Annotated in this window: 23 protein-coding genes; 10 read left to right on the top strand and 13 right to left on the bottom strand. The window is 38.7% G+C overall.

From position 1 onward, the window contains the following. Positions 1-57 precede the first annotated feature (57 nt). From B806_RS0101610 to rluB, 5 genes are all read left to right on the top strand, one after another. On the top strand, positions 58-720 hold the full coding sequence (locus B806_RS0101610; protein WP_002120452.1) for an elongation factor P hydroxylase: 663 nt from the start codon (positions 58-60) through the stop codon (positions 718-720). A gap of 90 nt (positions 721-810) precedes the next feature. After that, positions 811-1,428: an L-threonylcarbamoyladenylate synthase gene (locus B806_RS0101605; RefSeq protein ID WP_002120255.1), complete on the top strand. Its 618-nt coding sequence runs from the start codon at positions 811-813 to the stop codon at positions 1,426-1,428. A gap of 223 nt (positions 1,429-1,651) precedes the next feature. Continuing rightward, the gene (locus B806_RS0101600; RefSeq protein WP_017387236.1) at positions 1,652-2,443 is read left to right on the top strand and encodes a segregation/condensation protein A; all 792 of its coding nucleotides are present in this window, start codon (positions 1,652-1,654) and stop codon (positions 2,441-2,443) included. Further along, positions 2,440-3,036, top strand: a complete 597-nt coding sequence (scpB, locus tag B806_RS0101595; RefSeq protein ID WP_002120355.1) for an SMC-Scp complex subunit ScpB — start codon at positions 2,440-2,442, stop codon at positions 3,034-3,036. The genes B806_RS0101600 and scpB overlap by 4 nt, the downstream gene beginning before the upstream one ends. A 41-nt stretch (positions 3,037-3,077) precedes the next feature. After that, complete coding sequence (rluB, locus tag B806_RS0101590; protein ID WP_002120431.1) at positions 3,078-4,001, top strand: 23S rRNA pseudouridine(2605) synthase RluB; 924 nt, start codon at positions 3,078-3,080, stop codon at positions 3,999-4,001. Positions 4,002-4,062: 61 nt separating this feature from the next. Here rluB and bioD read toward each other — a convergent pair whose 3' ends face one another. The 5 genes from bioD to B806_RS0101565 form a co-directional block, all read right to left on the bottom strand. Next, positions 4,063-4,707, bottom strand: a complete 645-nt coding sequence (gene bioD / locus B806_RS0101585) for a dethiobiotin synthase (RefSeq protein ID WP_017387235.1) — start codon at positions 4,705-4,707, stop codon at positions 4,063-4,065. Beyond that, positions 4,708-5,457: a malonyl-ACP O-methyltransferase BioC gene (bioC, locus tag B806_RS0101580; protein WP_017402528.1), complete on the bottom strand. Its 750-nt coding sequence runs from the start codon at positions 5,455-5,457 to the stop codon at positions 4,708-4,710. It abuts the gene before it with no gap. Beyond that, positions 5,454-6,611 (bottom strand): 8-amino-7-oxononanoate synthase, encoded by a 1,158-nt coding sequence (locus tag B806_RS0101575; RefSeq protein WP_017387233.1) that lies wholly within the window; start codon positions 6,609-6,611, stop codon positions 5,454-5,456. The genes bioC and B806_RS0101575 overlap by 4 nt, the downstream gene beginning before the upstream one ends. Position 6,612: 1 nt before the next feature. Continuing rightward, entirely contained in the window at positions 6,613-7,893 is a 1,281-nt protein-coding gene (gene bioA, locus B806_RS0101570; RefSeq protein WP_017402527.1) for an adenosylmethionine--8-amino-7-oxononanoate transaminase, read from the bottom strand. Between the two features lie 93 nt (positions 7,894-7,986). Next, positions 7,987-8,718: an alpha/beta fold hydrolase gene (locus B806_RS0101565; protein WP_017402526.1), complete on the bottom strand. Its 732-nt coding sequence runs from the start codon at positions 8,716-8,718 to the stop codon at positions 7,987-7,989. Positions 8,719-9,074: 356 nt separating this feature from the next. Here B806_RS0101565 and otsB point away from each other — a divergent pair, with 356 nt between their 5' ends. Beyond that, positions 9,075-9,926, top strand: coding sequence for a trehalose-phosphatase (gene otsB / locus B806_RS0101560; protein ID WP_017387230.1), 852 nt, complete (start codon positions 9,075-9,077; stop codon positions 9,924-9,926). Continuing rightward, complete coding sequence (locus B806_RS0101555; RefSeq protein ID WP_017402525.1) at positions 9,914-11,347, top strand: trehalose-6-phosphate synthase; 1,434 nt, start codon at positions 9,914-9,916, stop codon at positions 11,345-11,347. The genes otsB and B806_RS0101555 overlap by 13 nt, the downstream gene beginning before the upstream one ends. 69 nt (positions 11,348-11,416) lie before the next feature. On the opposite strand, the gene B806_RS0101550 is transcribed toward B806_RS0101555, so the two are convergent. From B806_RS0101550 to B806_RS0101520, 7 genes are all read right to left on the bottom strand, one after another. Next, entirely contained in the window at positions 11,417-12,610 is a 1,194-nt protein-coding gene (locus B806_RS0101550; protein ID WP_079381147.1) for an MFS transporter, read from the bottom strand. Positions 12,611-12,899: 289 nt separating this feature from the next. Next, positions 12,900-13,364 (bottom strand): bacterioferritin, encoded by a 465-nt coding sequence (bfr, locus tag B806_RS0101545; RefSeq protein ID WP_001214863.1) that lies wholly within the window; start codon positions 13,362-13,364, stop codon positions 12,900-12,902. Between the two features lie 252 nt (positions 13,365-13,616). Next, positions 13,617-15,656 (bottom strand): NAD-dependent DNA ligase LigA, encoded by a 2,040-nt coding sequence (ligA, locus tag B806_RS0101540; protein ID WP_017387227.1) that lies wholly within the window; start codon positions 15,654-15,656, stop codon positions 13,617-13,619. A 94-nt stretch (positions 15,657-15,750) separates the two neighbouring features. Then, entirely contained in the window at positions 15,751-16,797 is a 1,047-nt protein-coding gene (locus tag B806_RS0101535; protein WP_017402523.1) for a cell division protein ZipA C-terminal FtsZ-binding domain-containing protein, read from the bottom strand. A gap of 1 nt (position 16,798) precedes the next feature. Beyond that, positions 16,799-20,248: a chromosome segregation protein SMC gene (gene smc / locus B806_RS0101530; protein WP_017387226.1), complete on the bottom strand. Its 3,450-nt coding sequence runs from the start codon at positions 20,246-20,248 to the stop codon at positions 16,799-16,801. A 10-nt stretch (positions 20,249-20,258) separates the two neighbouring features. Continuing rightward, entirely contained in the window at positions 20,259-20,954 is a 696-nt protein-coding gene (locus B806_RS0101525; protein WP_002120391.1) for a GntR family transcriptional regulator, read from the bottom strand. 255 nt (positions 20,955-21,209) lie between these two features. Then, the gene (locus B806_RS0101520; protein WP_017387225.1) at positions 21,210-22,013 is read right to left on the bottom strand and encodes a sulfite exporter TauE/SafE family protein; all 804 of its coding nucleotides are present in this window, start codon (positions 22,011-22,013) and stop codon (positions 21,210-21,212) included. Positions 22,014-22,043: 30 nt separating this feature from the next. Between B806_RS0101520 and B806_RS0101515 the strand changes: the two genes are divergently transcribed. Together B806_RS0101515 and B806_RS0101510 are read left to right on the top strand one after the other, a co-directional pair. Then, entirely contained in the window at positions 22,044-22,796 is a 753-nt protein-coding gene (locus tag B806_RS0101515) for a biotin--[acetyl-CoA-carboxylase] ligase (protein ID WP_017387224.1), read from the top strand. A 15-nt stretch (positions 22,797-22,811) separates the two neighbouring features. Continuing rightward, the gene (locus tag B806_RS0101510) at positions 22,812-23,546 is read left to right on the top strand and encodes a pantothenate kinase (protein ID WP_017387223.1); all 735 of its coding nucleotides are present in this window, start codon (positions 22,812-22,814) and stop codon (positions 23,544-23,546) included. Positions 23,547-23,595: 49 nt separating this feature from the next. On the opposite strand, the gene ffh is transcribed toward B806_RS0101510, so the two are convergent. Then, entirely contained in the window at positions 23,596-25,008 is a 1,413-nt protein-coding gene (gene ffh / locus B806_RS0101505; protein WP_002120334.1) for a signal recognition particle protein, read from the bottom strand. A gap of 140 nt (positions 25,009-25,148) precedes the next feature. Here ffh and ccsA point away from each other — a divergent pair, with 140 nt between their 5' ends. Beyond that, on the top strand, positions 25,149-25,958 hold the full coding sequence (gene ccsA / locus B806_RS0101500) for a cytochrome c biogenesis protein CcsA (protein ID WP_002120294.1): 810 nt from the start codon (positions 25,149-25,151) through the stop codon (positions 25,956-25,958). Positions 25,959-25,986: the final 28 nt, after the last annotated feature.

The following is a 25,986-nucleotide window of genomic DNA, read 5'->3' as shown; positions in this document are numbered from 1 at the left end:
CAAAGATTAAGATACAATTTTGCACTTCTTTAGACAGAACTCGGGGTAAATTAAGCAATGCACCTGTTGCAGCCGCAACCTGAAGTTAACACTTCATTACTCGTTTGCACCCATTCAACTCATCAGAACACTCTTGTACCTGACCTAGTGCAACTCTCACCATGGTCAAGCTCAAAATCGGAGTCTGAGCAAGTTGATTGGCTTATTTTACACTTTAATCACTGGTTTTCCCACCATAATGTGACATTAGTTCGTGGTGATTTTGAACCTGAATATTTTCCAGCGACAAATAAAGAACCAGCCAAGATCCAATTTGCTCACGGTTTCTTTAATAGTGCTTTGCATGAAATTAGTCACTGGTCTATTGCAGGTGAAAAAAGACGTCTATTACCAGATTTAGGTTATTGGTATGCACCTGATGGTCGCACCCAAGAACAGCAAAGTTTATTTGAACAAGTAGAAATTAAGCCACAAGCAATTGAATGGTTATTTGCGCAATCTTTTGGCCGAAAATTTAGAGTTTCACTCGATAACCTTACAGGTGATAGCGGTGATGGCAAACTATTTAAAGATAACGTTTATGCTCAAGTGCAACGTTACTTTTCGGGTGAAGCTAAGTTGCCACGTGATGCAGCAGCATTTATTGGTTTTATTTGCCAATGTACACGTTCGGGTACACCTTTACAATTAAATGAATTTAAACGTGAACTCCTTGATTAATTGACAAAAAAGCTACGTTAATTGCTTGCCTAGGCCATTTAAAAAGCCTAATAATTATTTTTAACACTGGCGTGATGGAGTCTCTAAAATATGATGCATTTACATGTACATCCTGAAAATCCACAGCAGCGCCTCATTGCCCAAGCGGTTGAACGTATCCGAGCAGGAGATGTTGTGGTCTACCCTACCGATGCTGCTTATGCAATTGGGTGTCAAATCGGTAATAAAAATGCCATGGAACGTATTGCACAGATTCGTGGCTTAGGACCTAAACATCAATATGCCATTATGTGCTGTGACTTATCTGATATTGCAACTTATGCAAAAGTTGATAATGCGACATATCGTTTATTGAAAGCGAACACACCAGCTATTACTACGTTCATTTTACCTGCAACAAGTGAAGTTCCTCGTAGATTGATGCACCCTAAAAAGAAAACGATTGGTTTACGTATTCCGAGTAACCCGATTTGTCAGGCTTTATTACAAGAACTTGGTGAGCCTCTACTCACCAGTACATTAATTTTACCGGGTCAAGAAGACCCTCTAGATGACCCTTATGATATTGAAAATCAGTTAGATAAACGAATTGATGTATTTATTGACGGTGGTTTTGGTACCTTGACCAGTACAAGTATCGTTGATTTATCGGGCGAACATCCTGAAATTATCCGCCGTGGTGTTGGCGATGTAAGTGCTTTTGAATAAGCACTTACTTTTTTACCAATAGTTTAAAAAAAAGTATTATCACTTAAAAAAATACTCTTTATTTATTTTGGATTTTTTTTTAACTTTAGTCGTTAAGTAATTTATTAAAAGACACAATTCATTTAGAATGATTTTCACTATCTGCTGTTCTTCTACTTACAGCTGTCTAGGACTTGAATAACAAGTCTCATGCTTTTGAAAATTCGCGTGGCTTATAATCGTAATGAATCAATCACTTCATCAATCCATGGAAGACGCTCCACACATCCGTGTTTTAGATGAGTGGCATGACAAAATTCCAGAAGATCTCTATATACCTCCAGCTGCATTTGAGATTTTGCTCGAGCGGTTTGAAGGTCCATTAGATTTTTTAATTTATCTGATTCAGAAAAACGGTTTCGATTTAATTCAACTCGATATTGCTCCTATAGCGACTCAATATTTGGCCTATATGGATAGCATGAAATCTTTAAATATCGAGTTAACAGCAGATTATATGGTGATGGCTGCTTTATTGGCTGACTTGAAGTCTCGCCTACTTCTACCAAAACCTACAATTATAAGTATTGAAAAAGATCCTAAGCAGGAGCTTATTGATCGTCTTGAAACCTATCTACGCATTAAGCAAGCAGCTGAGCGTTTAGGTCAAATGCCAATTCTTGAGCGCGATACATTTAGTGCCAATGTAAGCTTAGGGCATATCTCTCCTGTTTATGAAGGTTACGATATCTCAGCGCTACATGATGCGTTGTTCTGTGTATTTAATCGCCCCGAACCTATTACCCATGTTGTCGCTCAAGAACCTGTTTTACTCGAAGAACGTATTGCATATATTGAAGAGAAATTAGAGTCTGGTGACGTGTTAAGTTTTAAAGAATTACTCAATCCCCAGCAAGGTCGTATGGGAATGGTTGTTACTTTTATGGCAGTTTTAGAATTGACTCGCCAACAGAAAATTAAAATTATTGCCACTGGTATTGAAGCCCCGTTAGCAATTCAAGGATCTTCAATATGAGTAGTTTTGAACAAAATAATAGTGATTTGTCATTAGCTGACATACATCATGAAGTCTTATTACAACTTGAAGCAATTATCTTTGCCAGTGAAGCGCCTGTTTCAATTGCCCGCTTAAAAGAAGCATTTAACAATCAATATAATAAACAACAGCTTCGTCAGCTTTTGCAACAGCTCGCGCTATTACAACATGGTCGGTCTATTGAGCTGATTGAAACAGCACAAGGGTTTCGCTTTCAGGTAAGATCTAAATATCGTAGTATTATTGCGCAAATTTGGCCAGAGCGACCAACAAAACTGTCGCCTTCATTACTAGAAACCCTGGCTGTCATTGCTTATCATCAACCGGTTACCCGAGCTGATATTGAACAAATTCGTGGTGTATCTAATAATAGTCAGATTCTTAGAACACTATTTGACTGGAACTGGATTAAAGAAGCCGGTTTTAGAGATTTACCCGGAAGACCTGCGTTGCTAATTACAACGCCTCAGTTTCTGAATGCTTTTGGTCTAGCCTCTCTAGGCCAATTGCCTCCCCTACAGAACGCCAAGGAAGCCTTTATGGCTCTCGATGCAAATGCACCGAAATCATAAAGAGGTGGACTGTTGATCATTATGTCTAAGGTTGTGCTGTCATGAGTGAAAAATTGCAAAAAGTATTAGCGCGAATCGGATTAGGTTCCCGCCGATATATGGAAGAGGTTATTGCCGCAGGACGCGTGAGTGTAAACGGTCGTGTTGCCCAAGTGGGTGAGCGCATTGAACCAGGCGATGAATTACGCATTGATGGCCGTAAAGTTCAGTTTCAGATTGAAGACGAAATTCGTCGTCGCGTACTGATTTATTATAAGCCTGAGGGTGAAATCTGTTCACGTAATGATCCTGAAAAACGCCCAACCGTATTTGATCATTTACCACAAATTGCCAATGACCGCTGGGTAATGGTAGGTCGTCTGGATATTAACAGTACTGGTTTATTACTATTCACAAATGATGGTGAACTTGCTAACCGCTTAATGCACCCATCTAATGAAATCGAACGTGAATACGCTGTTCGAGTAATGGGTGAAGTAACGCCAAAACTACGCCAAAACATGGTCAACGGAGTAGAGCTCGAAGATGGCCCTGCCAAATTCGAATCATTCTCTGAAATTGGTGGTGAAGGTATTAACCGCTGGTACCAAGTTGTAGTAAAAGAAGGTCGTAACCGCGAAGTACGTCGTATTTTTGAATCGCAAGATCTTAAAGTAAGCCGTTTATTACGTACACGCTACGGTACAGTTATTTTACCACGCGAATTACGTACTGGTCGCTGGATGGAACTCGACAAAACTGACATCGACAACTTAGCCAAATCGGTTGAGTTAAAACCACGTCAAGGTACAGGTTTATTTGGTATGGCAAAACGCCGTACTGATCGTATGACTGAAAAACCAATGGCTGCGCGTCGTGGCGGTTACTTACGTCAACAACGTCGTGATGATGAAAAAGAAGCTCCTGTTAACACAGGGAACCAACGTAAATCGACTGGTTTTAACCGCGGTTCGAAGAAATTCTAAGATATTAAAAAGATGTAAAAAACCGCTCAAATTAGAGCGGTTTTTTTATAACCTGTTTAACTTAGTTCATTTTTGCCAGTTCAATCCATTTAGCTTCAGGAAAATGAATAGCTAAATAATCTTTCAAAAAATTTGAAGTATCTTGAGAAATTAATGGATCTTTTGATTCATCTTTTAGGTTATAAACCAAGGCATGCAACTTCAGCCCACGAGACTTAAGTGCTTCAAGACTAAGCAAAGTATGGTTAATACTTCCTAAACGACCTGATGTTACTAAAATAACGGGAAACTGGTGCTGAGCGACGTAATCAATGGTCAGCAGGCTTGTGGTTAATGGCACCATTAAGCCTCCGGCACCTTCTAACAATACGATTTCAAAACGCTCCGCCAATGTTTTGGTTGCATTTTCAATTTTTTGAAAATCAATTTCTCGGTTATCAAGACGTGTTGCAAGATGAGGTGAAGCAGGATAACTGAAGATTTCAGGCATGGTTAGCTTGTCATGATCTTCTTGAAACCAACCCTGCCCCATAATTTCACGGTGCTTTTCAATATCCTCAGAAATATCAGCATTACCTGTCTGAATGAGTTTTTGGGTAATCACTTTTTTACCCTGCTCAGTCCATAATTTTGCTAAGAAGCCTGTCGCGTAGGTTTTACCAATTTCGGTATCAATCCCACTCACAAAATAGATCTGGCCACTCATTTACTTCATTCTCCGGGCAATACAATAAATAGGATGATATGTTAGGGAATATCCTTCAGCATACTTAAACCGATCATAATCTTGATAAAACTGTTGTAAAGTTTGTTTAGTCCAACGATGCTGAGCCGTTGCGGTTACACCTGTTGCTTTTAAATGTTGCAACACAGCTTTAGGTGAATCGAAATAGAGTTGAGTTTCTGATTCTGACAAATGCAAAATCTCAAAACCAGCCTGAGTTAAGGCACTACTCCAATTTTCAACTGACCAGTAACTTAAACCCTGTCCTGTTAATTCTTTAATCTCTAATAAGTTTTTAGAACCAAAGGTTGAAAAGCATAACCAACCTCGCTCAGTTAAAGCCTCATTACAACGTTCGAGCAAATGCGGTAAATCTTGCATCCACTGTAAAGCTGAACCTGAAACAATCATATCCAGCTGCTGAGGGAAATCTAAAGTTTCAATATCCCCAATCAACCATTTTAAATTTTCTTGATGACTAAAGTGCTGCTGCACATCTGCATATAGATCATTCAAAATTAACTCTTCAAACTGAAAATATGTAGTAAGAAGATGAGTTAAATTGCCAGAGCCACAACCAATTTCAAAGACACGCGACATCTTACGTGGGCAGAACTGCTTAACTAAACCTGTTAAATTTTGGCAAATTTGTTTTTGAACAATTGCATGTTCTGAATAGCTTTGCCCTGCTTTGGCAAAACGCTGGGCAACCAAGTTTTTATTCAAACTCACAGAAAACTCACCAATTCTTCAAGTTCATGTTGCTGCACCATTGACGTTAAAGAAATACGCAAACGCGAACTGTTTTTAGGTACTGTTGGTGGACGTACGGGCATAGCATAGAAACCACTTGCCTGAACCTGTTTCGCCTTATCAATAGCAGCCTGACTTTCTCCCACAATAACTGGAATAATATGGCTAGTCGATAGGCTTACATAACCCTTTTGTACAACAGCTTGTTGAAGATATTCGCTAATATTTTTTAAGTATTCACGTTGAGATTGAGCGAGTAATACTTTTTGAAAAATAAAGTTTGCCCATGCCATAACAATCGGAGGCTGTGCAGTACTAAAAATAAGTGGGCGCATTTTATTAATGAGATAATCTTTAATAATTGGATCGCAAATAATGTAACCACCGACCGCCGCTAATGCTTTACCTAATGTACCAACCAGAAAATCAATTTCCTGAATCACATTATATTGTTCAGCACATCCTAAGCCTTGCTGACCACGAACGCCAATTGAATGCGCTTCATCAACATATAACATAGTTTTAGCAAACCGTTTTTTTAGCTGAACTAAAGCGGCTAAATCCGTCTCATCACCGTCCATACTAAAAATACTTTCTGTGACCACAATGATTCGTTCAATCTTGTCATCATCATGATATTTTTGGAGGAGTTGTTCCAAGTGTTGTAAATCGTTATGTCGATAACGCACATACTGAGCGCCAGATAAACGTATACCGTCAATCATACTGGCATGAACTAACTTATCCGCCAATATTAAAGTTTTACTATCAGCAAGAGCTGGCAAAATACCAATATTCATATGGTAGCCACTATTAAATAATAGTGCCGCCCGACCACTAAATGCTTGGCTTAGGCTATTTTCTAATTGTTCATATTCGTCAAAATTGCCCGTTAATAGACGTGAAGATGAAGAACTAAAATAGCTACGCTCGATTGGAAAGCTATCTAAAAACTCTTGACGAAGATTGATATCAGCAGCCAACCCAAGATAGTCATTTGAAGCTAAGTTGAGCATCGTTTTATTTTGAATCGTAATAAAACGTCCGTGCTGCACATTTTGGGTAAATTGTCTAAAGTTACCTTGTTGCTTTAACTCATCTAATTCGGCAGAAAAATGATCAAGCAATGACATCTTAATTCGCTCCCTGCATCGTTTGAACAACTTCAACCAATTGTTCGAGCAAATCGCTTAACTCTTGATGCGTGATGACATAAGGTGGCATCACATAAACCAATTTTCCAAAAGGACGGATCCAGATTCCGCGGTCTACAAATTGTTGCTGTAAAGTTTTCATATCAACATTAAAGGTGAGTTCTACTACACCAATTGCACCCAGCACTCGCACATCGGCAACATAATCAAGCTGACTTAAAGGCGTTAAATATTGGCTAAGCTGTTGTTCAATTCGCTCAATATTAGCCTGCCAATCTTGCTCAATTAATAATTGGGTACTTTTTAAAGCGACCGCGCAAGCAAGTGGATTGGCCATAAAAGTTGGGCCGTGCATAAATACCCCAGCCTCACCGCGACTAATGGTTTCTGCTACATGCTTTGTCGTTAAGGTAGCAGATAAGGTCATATAACCGCCCGTTAGCCCTTTACCTAGGCACATAATATCTGGCTCAACTTGTGCATGTTCCCAAGCAAAAAGCTTACCTGTACGACCAAAACCAGTGGCAATTTCATCAAAAATTAATAACAGATTATATTGTTCACAAAGTGCTTTCGCCTGACGTAAATATTCAGGATGATAAAAACGCATCCCCCCTGCACCTTGTACAATTGGTTCGATAATGAGTGCAGCAAGGTTTTCATGATTTTGCTGAATAGCTTCTTCTAGCTCGGCAATATCTTCTTGGTTCCACTCTTCATGAAATTTGGTTTGCGGTGCTGCTACAAAAAGACGGTTCGGTAAACTTGTACCAAAAATTTGATGCATGCCTGTCACTGGATCACAGACCGACATCGCATTCCATGTATCACCGTGATAACCAGAACGTGTAGTAATAAAATTTGTTTTTTGAGGTTGGCCTTGTGCTGTCCAGAATTGCACAGCCATTTTCAAAGCAACTTCAACGGCAACCGAACCTGAATCTGCATAGAAAATTTTATCGAGACTTGGCGGCGTAATTTTTAAAAGAATTTTTCCAAGTTCAATTGCAGGATCATGAGTTAAACCACCAAACATGATATGCGACATGTTCTGTAATTGATCTGTTACTGCCTGATTGAGTCCAGGGTGGTTATAGCCGTGAATTGCACACCACCATGACGACATACCATCAATTAAAGTCTTACCATCATCTAGTTCAATCGTTGCCCCATAGGCACGTTTAACTTTAAACGTTGGTAAAGGTTGGGTCATTGAGGTATATGGATGCCAAATATGTTCCAAATCAAAATTATCGGTCATCCTCTATACCCTTTTACAGCAATTAAATCTTTCATTTAGCACATGTTAAACCTGTTAAGAATGAAAGAAAATTGCGAGATCAACCAAAGCTTATTAACTTTGCTGATGAATTGTTAAAAATTGGCAGATTTCTTCAATTGTTCGATCTACTTCTAGGTATGGAAAAGCATGAGTAGCGCCTTCTAATACTTTATAACTCATGTTTTCTGTCGCGATATCCTTGAAATTTTCACTAATTTTGCAAGGAATGACATTATCTTGCTCGGCAAACACATGAAGCTGCGGACCTAGATAGTTTTTTAAGTTATTTACCAAATTTAGTTGCTCAAGCATTTGCAAACCTTCTGATAGCAATTCACTTGAAGGCGGATTTGCTATGTTTTGCATGCTTATCCAATCTTGTTTAGCCTGAGAGGAACCGAGTGTAATTAAATAATAAAAACGCTTTAAAGTGGCTTGCGGGTTTTGTAAAAAAGAAGTCTTAAATTGACTAAACACATCAGCAGGCATAGCAGTCTGCCAATTATCGTTGGTAACAAAACAAGGATTTGAAGCGAGCGTAATTAAAGTTTTAGTTTGCCCTGTTTGTTCATAAAAAGTATTAACCAGTTGAGTTGCTAACTGTCCACCTAAAGACCAACCTATTACTACATCAACCTCAGCAACTAAATCAAGCTGGGCACGATACTTACCATCTAAAATATTAAAAATATTAATAAGTTGTGTTTGATAGCCAGCTTTTTCCAATTGCAATTTAAGGGATTGCAAAGGCTCCACTCCTACTCCCCAACCTGTAATTAATAAAATTTTATTTTGTAACTTCATATGCCTGCTCAAAGCCAATTTTATAAGGATTATATAATAATATCGATTTAAAATATCTTTTAAAATCAATATAAAAATTAAATTTTAGAGCATAAAATTAAGCATTTATAATGTGATAATATTCTGAAATATATTGATAAATAAGACCCGCATTATTCATAGTAAACATACAAAAAATTAATTATCTAAATATTGAAGCCAATCAAAAAACAACATACTCCACACTTCGCCTATAAATCCATTATGCAATGTAATTAATGTTAATACTTATGTTTTTTTATTAAAAAAAATGACTCACCAATTCATTTTAATGCTAGAAGATTAATTATTGATCAAAAAGTATTAGGAAGGCTAATATGAACAGTCAAAGCACAATATCTGATGGGAGAGAAAAAAATACATCTTTTGTTACACCCAATGATATTATAAACAACTTATCTTTAGATAAAAATTACTGCTTATTTTTGGATATTGATGGTACATTAGCACCCTTTCAAATTAATCCTGAGCATAGTTTTATTCCACAAACTACCTTAGACGTTATAAAAAAAATTACTAAATTAAATATACCTGTTATTGCTGTAACAGGTCGTGATGTAGATACAGCAAGCAAACTACTACATCCTATTGAAGTTCCAATTGCTGGTTTACATGGTTTAGATATTTATTTTGATTCAGGAAATTATATTCGACCAGATTTAAGCAGTATTAATTTCAAAAAATTAAAACAAGATATTACCAAAAATTGTGATAAACATCCTGAATTATTAATTGAAGATAAAGGATATTCTATTGCCTTACATTATCGTAAAAATCCTAATTTAGAAAATAATGCCATTAATATTATGCAAAGAATTAATTTACATTATCCTCAATTAAAAATAAATAGAGGGAAATTTGTTGTTGAATTAATTCCAAACCAAGCTGATAAAGGTAGAGCAATTAAAACTATATTAAATCATCTTGATTTACCTGCTGTATTACCTATTTTTATAGGTGATGATTTAACAGATGAATCTGGTTTCACTTACATTAATCAGCAATCTGGCCTTAGTATTAAAGTAGGTCCGGGTGAAACACAAGCAAAATATAGATTAAAAGATATTGATAATGTCGCGGATTTTCTTCTTTTATTTCAAAACAGAATAAAAAGCTTATATGTCAAAAATAGCCAAAATCAGAATGGAGAAAAATTATGTCTAAATTAATCGTATTATCGAACAGAATAAGTATGCCATCGGGTAAAGCTTCAGCAGGTGGTCTTGCTGTAGCTGTACAAGATGCACTAAATGATAGTAACGGCATCTGGTTAGGCTGGAATGGGCAGCAAATTACCGATAGCGAAGCGCCAGAATTTGCGCAGGCTTATTCTCAAGGAATTGACTACATTACCTGCCCTCTCACTCATCAGCAATATGCCCAATATTATTGTGGTTTCGCTAACAAAGTTTTATGGCCAGCAATGCATCATAGAGATGATCTAATTGAATATGATGCAGAAGAATATAATACCTATCAAAAGGTTAATCGCTTATTTGCTCAAAAGCTAAAAGAGCTTGCTCAGCCTGAAGATCTTATTTGGGTGCACGATTACCACTTTTTTAGTGTGGCTCGCTATTGCCGTGAATTAGGCATGCAAAACAAAATTGGTTTCTTCTTACATATTCCTTTTGCCAGTCTGAATATCTGGCACAAAATTCCGGTAGCCCGTGAGTTAATTCAAGACTTGAGTCAATATGATGTTATTGGCTTACAAACTCAGATTGACCAAAATGCCTGCATGCAGACTTGTCTGAATTTACTCGAAGCTCAAAAAATTCAAAGCAACAGTATTAGCTATAAAAAACGTCAAATATTAATTAAATCATACCCAATTGGTGTTCAGCCTGAACTTATACAAAAACAAGCCCAGCAAGATTTGGCTACCTCTTCGGTGTTTAATTTTGAAGAAATACCACGTCAAAAAACTATTATTGGAGTTGATCGTATTGATTACTCAAAAGGTTTACTCGAAAGATTTAATGCATTTGCAACCTTTTTGGAAACCAGCCCTGAATATCATGGCTTAGTTCGACATCTTCAAGTGGCGATCCCTTCTCGTACCGATATTCCAGCTTATCAACGCTTATACCAACGTTTTAAAACCAAGCTGGAGTTAATTAACGAAGAGTTTGCGCATGAAGACTGGAGACCTGTAGATTGCTGCTATGCCACGGTACAACACCATAATCTCATGCACATTTATCGTCATTCAGATATTTGTTGGATCAGTTCACTACGTGATGGGATGAATCTAGTAGCTAAAGAATATATTGCGGCTCAAGACCCAGAAAATCCAGGTGTGCTCATTTTATCTAAATATGCTGGTGCTGCTGAGCAGATGTCTCAAGCCTTGATTGTTGACCCACAAGATAGAGCGGCAATGATGGATACTTTAAAAATGGCTTTAGAAATGTCTAAAGCTGAGCGTATTAATCGTTATCAACAATTGATAGAAGAATTAACATCATCTGATCTTACCAATTGGCGAAATAATTTCTTGGATGATTTAGAAAAGACACCAACTTTACTAATGAAGCCTCAGCGATTATTACAAGATAATTATCAATCTATTTATCAGGTTTTATAAATCTGAATAAAAGAACATCGAGAAATTCAATTTCTCGATGTTCGCTATTTGGTGATTATTATTTATAAATTAATTTGTCTTTACTAATGTAAAGCGGTTAAGTAAAGCAATAATAAATAGTAATACAGCGACGCCTGTTAAAACTGTACTTAAACCAGTCCATTCCCCAATTAAACCGATTAAAGCTGGTCCACTTAATGAACCAGTATAGGCAATTGTTGATACTAAAGAAAGTGCTGCTGCTTTAGGCATATTGTTTTGTCGACCAACACGAGAAAACATCACTGGTACAATATTAGAACAACCTAATCCTAACAGTGCATAACCCAATACAACCACTTGCCACACTGGTGCCGTTACAATAACAGCCATACCAATAGCGGCTCCAATTGCACTATAAGTCACAATATTTTTTTCACCCCATTGCTTAAGCAAGATATGACCCGCAAAACGACCAGTGGTCATGCTAAGTGCAAAGAAAGTGTAAGCTAAACCAGCAAAAGCAGGGTTAAGCTGATATTTACTTGTTAAATAAATACCACCCCAATCCATTGCTGCACCTTCTGATAAAAAGGCAATAAAACACATCATACCAATAAGCAGAATAATGCCATCAGGACGATAAAATTTTTTCGGTGCTTGAGTGGTATCTTCATGTGGCTTTTCATCCTGTTCAAAAGACGTTAAACAAGAAGGAATAGCAACACCCCCAATAACAAGTAAAATCATAACGACTGATAACGTACTCATTAAGGGTGAAAGCCCTACTGCCAATAATGCTGTCACAAGCATAGCGCCTGTTAAACCACCAAGACTGCACATTCCATGGAAGCTAGACATAAGAGCTCGCACACTATGTTTTTCAACAACTACTGCTTGTAAATTGATAGCTACTCCAAGACATCCTGCTGCCGATCCAAAAATAAACAATGCTACAGCCATCGTCACAATGCTGCTCCACATCGTAAGGCTAGGCAATAAAACCATTAACAACATCAATGCCAAAGCAATTAACGGACGACATCCCCAGCGCTTTACTAAAGCACCAGTCGCAGGCATAGCAATCATTGACCCGATACCCATACACAGCAAAAGTAAACCAAAATCGGCATGATTTAGGTTTAAACGCTGCTGTGCAAAAGGAATAAGAGGTGCCCAAGCTGCAGTCGCAAAACCTAAGCTAAAAAAGCTTAGTCGTGTTGCAAGACGCTGTGTGCTTAGGAGAGTAGCTGTATCTAAAACAGCAGGTTTGGTAAATAACATATTTCGCGAACTCACCATAAAATCATTGGCGATCCATACCAACCGATTTTCCATAGAAAAACCCTTGCCTCATTAAATTTCTAGGCAAGGGTTTTGTTGGCGAAATTATAAACAATTTCATAAAAAAAACAGGGGGTGTGATACAATTTTTCTGACTTTTTTGTAACTGCCAAAGCCTTATATAGTAAGGCTTTGAATATGTTCAATTTGACAAAATTAACATCCAAGTTAAGACTTCATTTCATTAAAATGAGCCGATAAAAAAACCCAGCCTTAGCTGGGTTTTTTATTAAATTTGAGATTGAATATAGTTTTGCAAGCCAATCAACTCAATTAAACGTAATTGCTTTTCTAACCAGTATGTATGGTCTTCTTCAGTATCTGATAATTGTTGACGCAACATATCACGGCTAATGTAATCGCCCTTCTCTTCACAAAGTTTGATACCTGTCGCTAACTTTTCGCGAACGTGATATTCAAGCGCCAAATCAGCTTTTAAACAAGATACAACGTCTGTACCAACATTGATATCTTCACGGTGCATGTTTGGTTTAGCACCTAAAAACAATACACGGCGAATGATCGCATCAGCATGAGAAGCTTCTTCTTGCATCTCATGATCAATACGTTCATAAATTTTATTTAAGCCCCAATCTTCATACATACGAGAATGGATTAGATATTGATCACGGGCAGCCAATTCTCCGCCAATGAGCATATTTAAATAGTCTATGACTTCTGGATTGCCACGCATAATAAATCTCCTATCGTATGAGAACTATTATGGGCAATCTTAAAAGTGATTGCAAAACAAAAAATTGTTAAGTTTATGATTTTTATCAAATTAAAATGAGAAACATACGCATTTGCAGTTTAAGTTATTTAAATTTCCTCTGCAAAAAGAAACGCTTGTCCAATTTATAAGTCCAGACAAGCGTTAAAATATGGCTCAAACCATCAATTTATAAATTTGTAACTAAAATCAATGGTTCTTATTTCGGTAGATCTATTCGCTTAAAGTCTGCCCGTAGCTTGCCATAAGTGATAAGAAATCAGTCTCATTCATAACAGCAATACCTAGTTTTGCTGCTTTTTCTAATTTCGAACCAGCCTTCTCGCCCGCAACAACACATTTGGTTTTACTCGATACACTACCGCTTACACGCGCACCTAATGCTTGTAGCATTTGAGTTGCCTGATCACGGGTCATTTGCTCTAAAGTGCCTGTTAACACCCAGCTTTCGCCATTTAATGGCTGGCGTGTTGGTGCAGTCGGTGCATCCCAATGAATTCCTGCTGCAATTAAGCGATCAAGCACTTCAATGTTGTGCGGCGCCAAGAAAAAGTCAGCAATCCATTCTGCAGTAATATCGCCAACATCTGGTGTTTTCTTTAAAGCTTCAACATCAGCAGCTTTAAGCGCTTCCAAAGTTTGGAAAGTATTGGCTAACATTCTAGCTGTTGTTTCACCTACCCCACGAATTCCTAAAGCATAAATAAAACGCGCAAGCGTTGTCTTTTTACTAGCTTCAATCGCATCAATCAGATTTTGTACCGATTTTTCGCCCATTTTTTCAATCCCGAGTAAAGTTTCTCGGTGTTCGTGCAAATGGTAAATATCGGCAACATCTTTGAGCAAATCGAGGTGTAATAAAGACTCTACCCAACGATCGCCTAGACCTTCAATATCTAGAGCTTTACGTGATACGAAGTGACGAATCGCTTCAATACGCTGTGCAGCACAATACAGTCCACCAGAACAACGCGCTAAAGCTTCCCCTTCAGGCATTACTACTGGTGAGGCACAAACAGGACAGTTTTCAGGTAAATGTACAACTTCGGCATCAACAGGACGGAACTCTGGCCAAACTTTTTCTACTTTAGGAATAACATCGCCTGTACGATAAACACTCACCGTGTCACCAACACGTACATCAAGACGATGGATTTCACCAATGTTGTGTAAAGTTACATTGGAAACCGTAACTCCCCCTACAAATACAGGGTTTAAACGCGCTACTGGAGTCAAAGTACCTGTACGCCCTACTTGCCAATCAATCTGATCAACTGTAGTTAATGCAGCTTGTGCAGGGAATTTATAAGCAGTTGCCCAACGTGGTTCACGACTTAAAAAACCAAGTTGTTGTTGTTGCTTTAAGTCATCAACCTTTACAACCATCCCATCAATTTCAACTTGTAAATCTGAACGTTCTTGCTGAATTTGCTCATAACGTTGCTGTACTTCTTGAATTGAATTACACAGATATTGACGTTCAGCAATTTCAAATCCAAGTTTTGTGAGCCATTGCAGACTGTCATGCATGGTAGTTAAGCCATGATTAGGTTCACATTGCGCAATGCCGTAAGCATAAAATGCTAAAGGTCGAGCCGCAGCAATATTAGGATCGAGTTGTCTTAAACTACCAGCTGCGGCATTACGCGGGTTTGCAAATGTTTTATCGCCTTTGGCTTCTTGTTCGGCATTGAGTTTTTCAAAACCGGACTTTGGCATAAGTACTTCACCACGAACTTCCAGCAAACGTGGAATTTCAAAGTGATCTGAATGTAACACTTTAGGCAAATTACGAATCGTTTTAACGTTCTGGGTAATGTCTTCCCCAGTTTCTCCATCACCACGTGTAACGCCACGTACTAATAGGCCATTTTCATACCAGAGAGAAATCGCAAGACCATCAAGTTTTAGTTCGACTTCGTATTGTACTTTTTGATTAGGCAAACGCTCTTCAACACGACGTGCAAATGCGAACAAGTCTTCCTGATTAAAAACGTTCCCCAAAGAAAGCATCGGAACTACATGAGTCACACTTTGAAATTTAGAGAGTGCTTGTCCACCTACTTTTGTAGTCGGTGAATCTGATTGAACAAGGTCAGGATATTGCTCTTCTAAAGCTTTTAACTGATGAAATAAATGATCATATTCACTGTCCGAGATTGTCGGCTGATCCATGACATAGTAGGCATGGTTATGCTTTGCAATCAGTTGAATAAGCTGACGCATCTGTTCGATCACGGAAGTTGTTGCCATTATGTTATTCACCATAAAAAAGGGTGGAAATTTCTCCACCCTGAGCTGCGACTAGATATGTTGCAATTATCGCAACGAACGTAAAAAATTAAAACTAGGCGGTCGCCTGTGCCGGACGATAATCAATCACATGATGACGCCAGTGCTCTTTTAACTGTGGCGTAAATTCAAGATTATTCTCATCGTAAACTTTGCCATCAATTTCGCGAGCAATTAAACCTGCAATACTCGCCATCATGTCAAAACCAGTCACGGCTTTACTGTTTGGAAGCGCAAGGAAAAATGCTAACCCTTGAACTTGTTCAGTAGATAGAGTTTCAAGATCAAAACCAGCTGGTCCATTGTCTGTCATACGCAATACAGAGAACATGAGTACACTCGGCTCATCGGTATTTTCATAACGATGGAAGCACGACATTTCACCATAGCGTAAACCATATTTTAACAGCACTTTAAGCGCTTTATCGCCAGACAATGCACGACGAGGGTTTGGATAAACATTTAGCGCAATAATCTGTTCAGCCATCGCTAATGCACTTTCATCATCATAACGTTGCTGTTCATGTAAATGCACATCCAGAATATTACTCTCGCCTTCAAACTCAGCAATTTCGGCGGTTTCAATATTCGGGTTTAAACTCAACTCAGGCTCAGTTTTTTCGCTTTCAGCTTCCAGATTTTCTTTTGCTAAAGCTTCAGCTTCCGGTTTAACAGAAACTGTATCAACCAACTCAACTGAACCATCTTTATGAATGGTAGAGCTTGGTACTGTTTGTTCAGATTTAATTTCTTCTACATAAGCATTTTCAACAACTGCTTGAGTTTGTTCAGTTTGAATTGCTTTAGCGGGTTCTACGGTCTCAATTTCTGACTGTTTTGTTTCAGGTACTTGTGACGGCGCAGCTTCGCTTAAAGTCGGTTCTACTCGCTCTGCACTAGTCACCGCTACAGATTCAGCTTCAGTTTTCTCAAGCTGATCTCTCACGTGCCTAGGTATAACCGGTTGATTACTATCAGGATTAATATGAAAATCACTGTCTAATGAGGGTTCAGCATGGTTTGGCTTTTTTAAAATCATTTTTAAGCCAATTAGCATAATTATAATGGCAACAACGATGCCAATAATCGTATTGATTTCCATTCTATGACTCCGAAACTAACCCGTATTCTTTTGCCTGTTCTAAATCGACAGTGACTAATTTTGATGTACCCGGTTCAGGCATGGTCACACCCAACAAATCAGTTGCCATGGTCATCGCCAGCTTATTATGTGTAATGTAAATGAATTGTACATGTTCAGAAAGTTCTTTTACCAAATTACAATATCTCTGAACATTCGCATCATCAAGTGGTGCGTCCACTTCATCTAGTACACAAAACGGTGCCGGATTTAATCTAAAAATCGCAAATACTAATGCTAACGCTGTTAAAGCCTTTTCTCCACCGGAAAGTAATGCTAGAGAACTATTTTTCTTACCCGGTGGCCTTGCCATCAGTTTAACACCAGATTGCCAGTCATCTTCAAGACTTAAACTCGCCTCACCACCATTAAAAACCTTTGGAAACAGGTTTTGCAACTCCTGATTGATCTGATCAAAAGTTGTCATAAACAGCTTACGGGTTTCTTGGTCAATGCTTTTCATCGCATCTTTTAATTGAGTTACCGTATTTTCCAAATCTTGAATCTGGTGACTCAGCTCATCAAAACGCTGAGAAACTTCTTCAAACTCTTGTGAAGCGGCAAGGTTAACCGCTCCAATTTTTTCAAACTGTTTCTGTACTTTTTCCAGTTTTTGCTGGTGCTCGGCTAAATCTATTTGTAAGCCTTTTTGGAGTTCGGCATTTAGCTCTTTAAGCTGCTCTTGATAATGCTCACGATCTGACTTGGCTGCTTGCCATGCCAATCGTTTCGCTTCAAGTTGTTCTCTAAGCTGCTCATCTTTTTGTTGATATTGATGACGCTGATCGGTCAAAGTCTGCTGTTTTTCCTGCACACTATTGAGTTCAAGCTGCCATTCATTCCAGTTCTTTTGCAACTTTTCAGTTTGAGCAAATTGTTGCTGAAACTCTGACTCAAGATTTGGTAACTCCAATTGAATAGGGTCAACAAACTTTTTCGCTTGCTCCATTTGAACTGCAATTTGTTGATATTGGCTTTGCAAGAATGAGATATCTTTTTCAAGCAACTCAATCTGTTGAGTTGTCTGCGTGCTATTACGGCGTAAAATTTCACGTTCTTGTTGCTGATGTTGCAAGACTTGTTGCTGCTCGTCTAACTGCTCTGTTAATTCTTCTACCCGAAATTGCAAAGTTTTATAGTCAGGTAAAATGGTTTCGAGCTTAATTGCTAATGCATGCAAATCAATTTCAAGATCATCTTTTTGCATTGCATCTTCTTCAAGCTGCATATCTAACTGACCAAGTTGATCTTTTAATTGCTGTTTTTGCAGTAAAAATGCTTGTGCTGCGGTTTGTTGCTTGGCAATTTGTACATCAAGCTGTTGTAAGTCTTTTTGTTTTTGTTTCACAATCTGCTGTTTGTGCTGCACACCTGACTGTAATTGCGCTAACTCATCTTTTTGCTGAACTACAATTTGATCTAATACTTGTAATTCTGGTTGCTGCTTTTCAAGAACTTGTTCAATTTCTTCTAGACGAATACGGTGGCTCAGCATACCTTGTGCACTTTGACTTTCGTCATCATACATAAGGGCAATCACCCAATCCTGCCCGACATGATAGCCATCTAAAGTCAAAACAGACTGGCCATGTTGCAACTGCTTTTGCTCATTTAAAGCTTGAGTCAAATCTTGTGCAATCGCTACATTTGAAAAGATTGATAGCTGTGGCGATGCAATCCACTCATTTAAACAAGCCAAGTTACCTTTAAATTTACTTGTTTGCTCTGAAGGTTTTAGCTGGCGAGCAACTCCTTCTTGAAAGACTTGTTCAGTCTCAAGAATATGAGCTTGTAACCATTTTGCTAAAAACTTCTCAACAATCTGCGCATGTGGTTTACCTTGCTCTGTTAACTCTAGAGCCTGCATTAAACGTAGCGTATCTTGATGTTGTTTTGGACTTTGCTTTGCAACAAGCTGGCTTAGGTTTTTCTGCTCTGATAATAAAACTTGGATTTCTGTTTTCAGCGTTTGCTGCTGATTTTTACTTGATTGATGTTGCTGTTGAGATTGCTCTAAATGCAGTAATTGTTGCTCAATTTCAGTTTCAAGCGACGCGATTTCGCCAAGTAATTTCTGTTGCAGTTGCTCAAGCTCGCCCTGATCATCTTCATGAACATGCGATTGAATTTGGTTTGCTTGATGTTGCAGCGTTTCTTTTTGCTGCTCAATGCGCTGAACATTTTTACCCAACTGTTCAATTTGAGCTGACATCTGCATTTTTTGCTGCTGTTGTTTTTCAACCTGAGCTTTTACTTGCTCAAACTGTTGTTGTGCTTGTTTCTGCTGAGATTGTAAATCAGCAAAGTTTTGTTCAGCCTCCGTCGCTGTATGCTCAACTCCAGCTAAAGCTTCTGTTTGTTCTTCTAGCTGATTATTCAGTGTTTCGAGTTGCAATTCAGAAAGCTGTAAACGTTCTTTAGTTTGGAATCTTTGCTGCTCTAACTGAACGAGAGTCGTACTATTTTGCTGGTATAAACTCTGTTTTTGTTCAAGAGTCATTTTAAGTTCAGATAGTTTCTTTTCAGCTTGTTGCCATTCTTGTTGTAGCGGTGAAGATTGCTGAATAAGTCGCTGAAACAAAGCACTGGTTGCTTCTAAATCATGTTCAATCGTGCTTAATTCTGAGCGAACCAATTTAAAGGTTTCACCCAATTCATTCATTTGAACGGTATATTCTTCTTGTAGGCGTACACTTTTCTCTGCCTGAAAAGACAAAATTTCAATTTTGAGCGTACGAATCTGGCTTTCTAAAGTTTTATATTGAACCGCTGCTTCCGACTGACGCTTAAGCGTTTTAAGCTGCGATTTTAACTCTAGTGCAATATCGTCTAAGCGCGAAAGGTTTTGCTCTGTATGTTCAAGATGCTGCAAAGTTTCACGACGACGAGCCTGATAACGAGAAACACCCGCGGCTTCCTCAATGAACACACGCATTTCTTCAGGCTTGGCATCAACCAAGCGGTTAATCATGCCTTGCTCAATGACCGCATATGAGCGTGGTCCTAAGCCTGTTCCCAAGAAAATATCGGTAATATCACGGCGGCGACAACGTGTACCATTTAAGAAATATTCTGACTTACCCTCACGCGTGACCTGACGGCGAACAGCTAACTCATTATAAGCATTATACGATCCGCCCAACTTTCCATAAGTATTATCAAAGCGTAGCTCAACACTGGCCACACCAACGGGCTTACGTTTGGAAGTCCCCGTAAAAATAACATCTTGCATGCTACCACCACGGAGCTGACGAGCGTTTGACTCACCCATCACCCAGCGGATCGCATCAATTACATTGGATTTGCCACAACCATTTGGACCAACCACTGCTGTGCGGTTAGCCTTAAAATTTAAGGTTGTACTATCTGCAAAAGATTTAAAGCCGGAAAGTTTTAAACTGCTTAAACGCATAATGCCCTAACTAGCGGCGTGAGCGTCTTGCCCAAGCCAATTCAATCTGTTTCATTCGTGTCAGCGATTCCAACACAAGGTTACGTAAGTGTCGACAAAAATCTTCCATAAATAAAGCAGCTTGTTGTGATTTTCGGATTAAAATTGCATCAGTCACGAGTTTAAATAATGCAAATGCTTCTTGTAGTTCCCGCTTAGAGGTATTTAAGGTCAAAAAATAACTACGACGTAATGAAGGTAATAACTCTTTATAAAATTTCATTAGATAAGGATTCCCCACCATATCTTGCTGTTCAGCTAAATATTGGAAGACTCCATCATAAAATTTTTCGATATCACCTGCTTTGACATGCTCAAGAAGTTGCTCTAATAGCAACTGTAATTGATCTGCTTCATGCGCACGCCATGTTTCGCTCATGCGTTGTACAATATGCCCCAATAACATCATATTTGTATCAAACAACGCTTTAACTTGTTGTGCAGACATTTCTGAAACAATTGCCCCACGGCGTGGAAAAATCTCAATTAAATGAGTACGCTCTAATAATAACAATGCTTCACGAACTGATCCTCGGCTAACGTCAAGTTCTTTGGCAATACGTAGTTCTTGAATACGTTCGCCTTCTACTAGCTCGCCACTAATGATCTGTTCGCTAATATATTTGACAATTTGCTCAGAAAGACTTTCTGTGTCTTCGAGATTCATAAATCACCCGCTACTTTTTATATGCATTAATCCATGCTTTTCTTTCGCATCCTTGTTTTTAACTGATCCCATCGATTAAAAACTATGTCATTGTCTGACAATTTTATTGCATTTTAAGCCAACTCATCTAAAAACAACACCAAAATCAGATGAATAAAAGCTTGGAGCGCTCTTATATTTTATAAATAAAAAAAGCTCGAACTCCTAAAAATTCAAGCTTTTAACTCTAGTCTTATAAATTTAAAATTTTAGTCTCTAGTGCATAATGCCTTTATAAATAAAATAACTACCTACCACCACTAAGAGGCAAGCAAAACATTTTTTTAACATCTGCGGCGACAACGCATGAGCAACCTTTGCTCCAAACTTCGCTGTGACAAAACTCATGACACTAATACCAATAAACGCATAGATATGTACGTAACCAATCGTGTTAGGCACTGAGATTTGTTCTTTTGCACCAAACCACATAAAGCCAATCGCTCCAGCAACTGCAATTGGTAAACCGCAAGCGGCAGAAGTCGCGACTGCTTTTTGCATGACCACGCCATGACGGTTTAAATATGGAACGGTTAAACTTCCTCCCCCAATTCCAAAAATTGCAGAGGCAATACCAATCCCTCCACCCGCCATGAATTGCATAGGTGTTGAAGGGAGCTGACGATTTGGATCAACAACTACATGTGCTCCTTTAAACATCCGATAGGCCATCACAACCGCAAAAATACCAATAAGAAGTTGCAAATGCTGACCAGACATCAGGTCAGCAATACCCGCCCCTAAAAATGAGCCCAACACCAGTCCAGGCGCTAAATTACGAAAAACAGGCCAAAGTACTGCACCCTTTTTATGATGAGCTGAAACAGAACTAAAAGATGTCACAATAATGGTTGCAAGCGATGTTCCGACTGCAATATGCATGATTACCGCGGGATCGTAGTGCAATTGGGTAAAAACGACATAGAGGATTGGTACAATAATTAGTCCACCACCGACTCCAAACAATCCGGCAGTAAAACCAGCAATTGCGCCAATGAGTAAATATATGATTAACTCCATAAATGTTTTACCACTCTGCTCATATTCAACATGGATTTAGAGACTCGCCATCTACAACAACTTTTAAGCGCAAAAAACCAGCTTCCAGAAGTGGTTTTATTAAAAGCAACCACAACTTCGACCAATGATGATATTCGTGAAATTGCCCAAAAAGGCATTACAACGGGCTTGGTTTGCAGTGCTCAACAAACTCAAGGGCGAGGTCAACATCAACGGCAATGGATTTCACCTGAAGGAAACATTTATTTAAGCACATTGGTGCAAACTCGAACACCCTTAGATGGTCGCTTAGCACTTGAAGTTGCTCTGAATATTTTACAAATTCCCCAATTACAAGCTCTGAATTTGCAAGTGAAATGGCCAAACGATTTATATAGTGCTCAGGGTAAATGGGGTGGAATTTTAGTCGAACCACTGTCTCAACATCAGGCTATTGTAGGTGTAGGGATTAATTTAAAAACACCACCAGTGACTGATAGTGATCAGCCGATTACCTCTTTAGAGGATTTAGGTCTAGAGCAAATGGGTCGTCTTGAGTTAATTTCAGAGCTTTATGTTGCAATTCAAAATGCTGCTCACTGGTTTGATCATGGTTGCTACAACTTGGCTGGACGTTTTAACCACCACGCTGCATGGCTTAATCAGTTGGTGCAGTTCGAACATAGTCAGGGACTGGTGCATGGTCGTTTTGTTGGAATATCCAATGAAGGTGCAGTAATTCTTGAAACTCCTGAACCACAGCAGTTTTATCAAGGTCGCCTAAGACCACAAACAACTCAGTAATCAGGTATTTCCCCCATGAAAAGTTTATGGCTTGATATCGGAAACACCCGTTTAAAATACTGGATTACTGAAAATCAGCAAATTATTGAACATGCAGCTGAGCTACATTTACAGTCTCCTGCCGATTTATTACTGGGTTTAATTCAACACTTTAAGCATCAAGGCCTGCATCGAATCGGGATTTCTTCGGTACTCGATACCGAAAATAACCAACGTATTCAGCAGATTTTAAAATGGCTTGAAATTCCAGTAGTTTTTGCCAAAGTTCATTCTGAATATGCAGGCTTACAGTGTGGTTATGAAGTTCCGAGTCAGCTCGGGATTGACCGTTGGTTACAAGTACTCGCTGTAGCTCAGACAGATGAAAACTATTGCATTATTGGTTGCGGAACAGCGCTCACAATTGACTTAACTCAAGGTAAACAGCATTTAGGAGGTTACATCCTGCCTAATTTGTATTTGCAGCGAGATGCTCTTATTCAAAATACCAAGGGTATTAAAATTCCAGACTCAGCTTTTGATAACCTAAATCCGGGCAATAACACTGTAGATGCAGTACATCACGGTATTTTATTAGGCCTGATTAGTACCATTGAAAATATTATGCAGCAATCTCCTAAAAAGCTGTTGCTGACTGGTGGCGATGCAACACTATTTGCCAAGTTCTTACAAAAATATAAGCCTGTGGTAGAAACCGATCTTTTACTCAAAGGGTTACAGCAATATATTGCTCATTACCCTAAAGATTAAAATACAGAACAAAATAAAAGGCGCTATATGCGCCTTTTATTTTATGGATTTATTTCTTTTGGTCATTGTTACCAAACAGTGGTCCCATTCCGCCACCGCCGCCGCCAAATTGCTTTTGCATATTGCCTAATGAACGCATCATTTTGCTCATACCAGATGGATTCGCAAATTTCTTCATCATTTTAGCCATTTGCGCTTGTTGCTTAATGAGTTTGTTCACTTCAGCAACATCCATACCACAACCTGCCGCAATACGTTTTTTACGACTTGGGTTCATTAAGTCCGGATTACGGCGCTCTTTAACAGTCATTGACTGGATAATCGCTTCCATCTTCTTGACTTGTTTTTCAGGGTTCGCTTGCTCAATTGCTTGCTGAATTCCTGCACCGCTCATGCCAGGCAACTTGTCTAAGAAGCCCATCATGCCGCCCATTTTTTTCATTTGCTCAAATTGCATCAGCATATCTTCAAAGTTGAAGCTACCGCCTTTTTGCAATTTTTTCGCCATTTTTTCGGCTTTTTCTTTGTCGATTTTACGTTCAACTTCTTCGACTAAAGAAAGTACGTCACCCATGCCTAAAATACGTTGAGCAACACGGTCCGGATGGAATGGTTCTAAAGCATCAAGCTTCTCACCCATACCCAAGAACTTGATTGGCTTACCTGTAATAGCACGCACAGAAAGCGCAGCACCACCACGTGCATCACCATCAGTTTTAGTAAGAATCACACCTGTCAGTGCTAAAGCATCATTAAATGCTTTTGCTGTATTTGCAGCATCCTGACCTGTCATGGCATCAACTACAAACAAAGTTTCAGTCGGCTTAACTGCTGCATGTAATTCTTTAATTTCGTCCATCATGTCTGCATCGACATGTAGACGGCCTGCCGTATCGACAATCAATACATCAGCAAACTGGATTTTTGCCTGTTCAATTGCACGATTAACAATATCAATTGGCTTTTCAGAAGGATCTGAAGGAATAAAGCCTGCACCAACTTCATTTGAAACAGTTTCTAACTGTTTAATCGCTGCCGGACGGTAAACGTCGGCAGAGACAGTCATTACTTTTTTCTTTTGACGTTCTTTTAAGAAACGTGCCAGCTTGGCAGCAGTTGTGGTTTTACCTGCACCTTGTAAACCAGCAAGTAATACTACAACAGGAGGTTTCGCACTTAAATCAAGTGTTTCATTCGCCTCACCCATCATCTTGGTGAGTTCGTCATAGACAATTTTTACAAATGCCTGGCCTGGTGATAACTGAGTCATCACTTCTTGGCCCAATGCCTCTTCCTTAACTTTCGCGATAAATTCACGAGTTACAGGTAACGCGACATCGGCTTCAAGAAGTGCCATACGTACTTCACGTAAGGTATCTTTAATATTGTCTTCGGTCAGCTGCCCTGAGCCAGTAACATTTCTTAAACTCTGTGTGAGTCGTTCTGTTAAGGTATCAAACATTGCAAAATCCGCTTAAAATGGCTAGTTGCAAAAAAATCTTTCTCGAAATAGAAAATTTATGCATAGAATGCTATAGGATACTTTAGTTCGCAGCGAATTTATATCTTATATAGATGAATTAATCCTGAAAAAGGTTTGACATGATTAGCCTCCCCTTGGTTTATACAATTTTGGCACTCATCGCATATACCACTTCTTTCTGGTATCTGTTTATTCGTTTAATGTCAAAACGTGAACCAAACTCATGGTTATTTGCTTTTGTTACTATCTTGGCATTAGTACTGCACGGCACAGTTTTATGCGATGCCATGCTTACACCAGCAGGAATTAACTACGATGTATTTAACCTGATGTCTTTTACATCAGGGCTTATGTTATTGTTAAGCTTAATTTTTAGTACTTTCCGCCCTATTCTGCCATTAAATTTGTTAGGCATTCCTGTCGCAGCTATTGGTCTTATTTTAGGGTTTGCCTTTAGTCGACCAGATCAATTTATTGAACAGCATTCGTTAGGACTTGATACTCATATCATTCTTTCGCTTTCTGCCTATGCAGTTTTACTGATGGCAACCATACATGCGATCTTAATGTGGTTCCAAAACCGTGAACTCAAAAAGAAACAAAAAAAACGTTTCTGGGTCAACTTACTCCCGCCAATTCAGGCGATGGAATCTTTATTATTTGACCTAATCATTACAGGTTTCATTTTATTAACAATTGCGCTTACATTTGGTTTTTTAACAATTGATAGCTTCTTTGCTCAGCATCTCGCTCATAAAACCGTATTTAGTATTATTTCTTGGTTTATCTATGGCTCATTACTGATCGGCCATTACAAACTTGGCTGGAGAGGTCAAAAAGCAATTCGTTTTACCTTAATGGGTTTTGTACTTTTAGCGATTGGATTTATCGGCAGTAAATTTGTGCTTGAGATGATCTTAGGGCGCTAGAGAAATTAAAATTTAATCGATACTAGAC

Origin of the sequence: Acinetobacter sp. TG2027 (genome assembly GCF_000302435.1) — a bacterium.
Lineage (GTDB): Bacteria > Pseudomonadota > Gammaproteobacteria > Pseudomonadales > Moraxellaceae > Acinetobacter > Acinetobacter pittii.
This window is presented reverse-complemented; position numbering and strand designations above follow the sequence as displayed.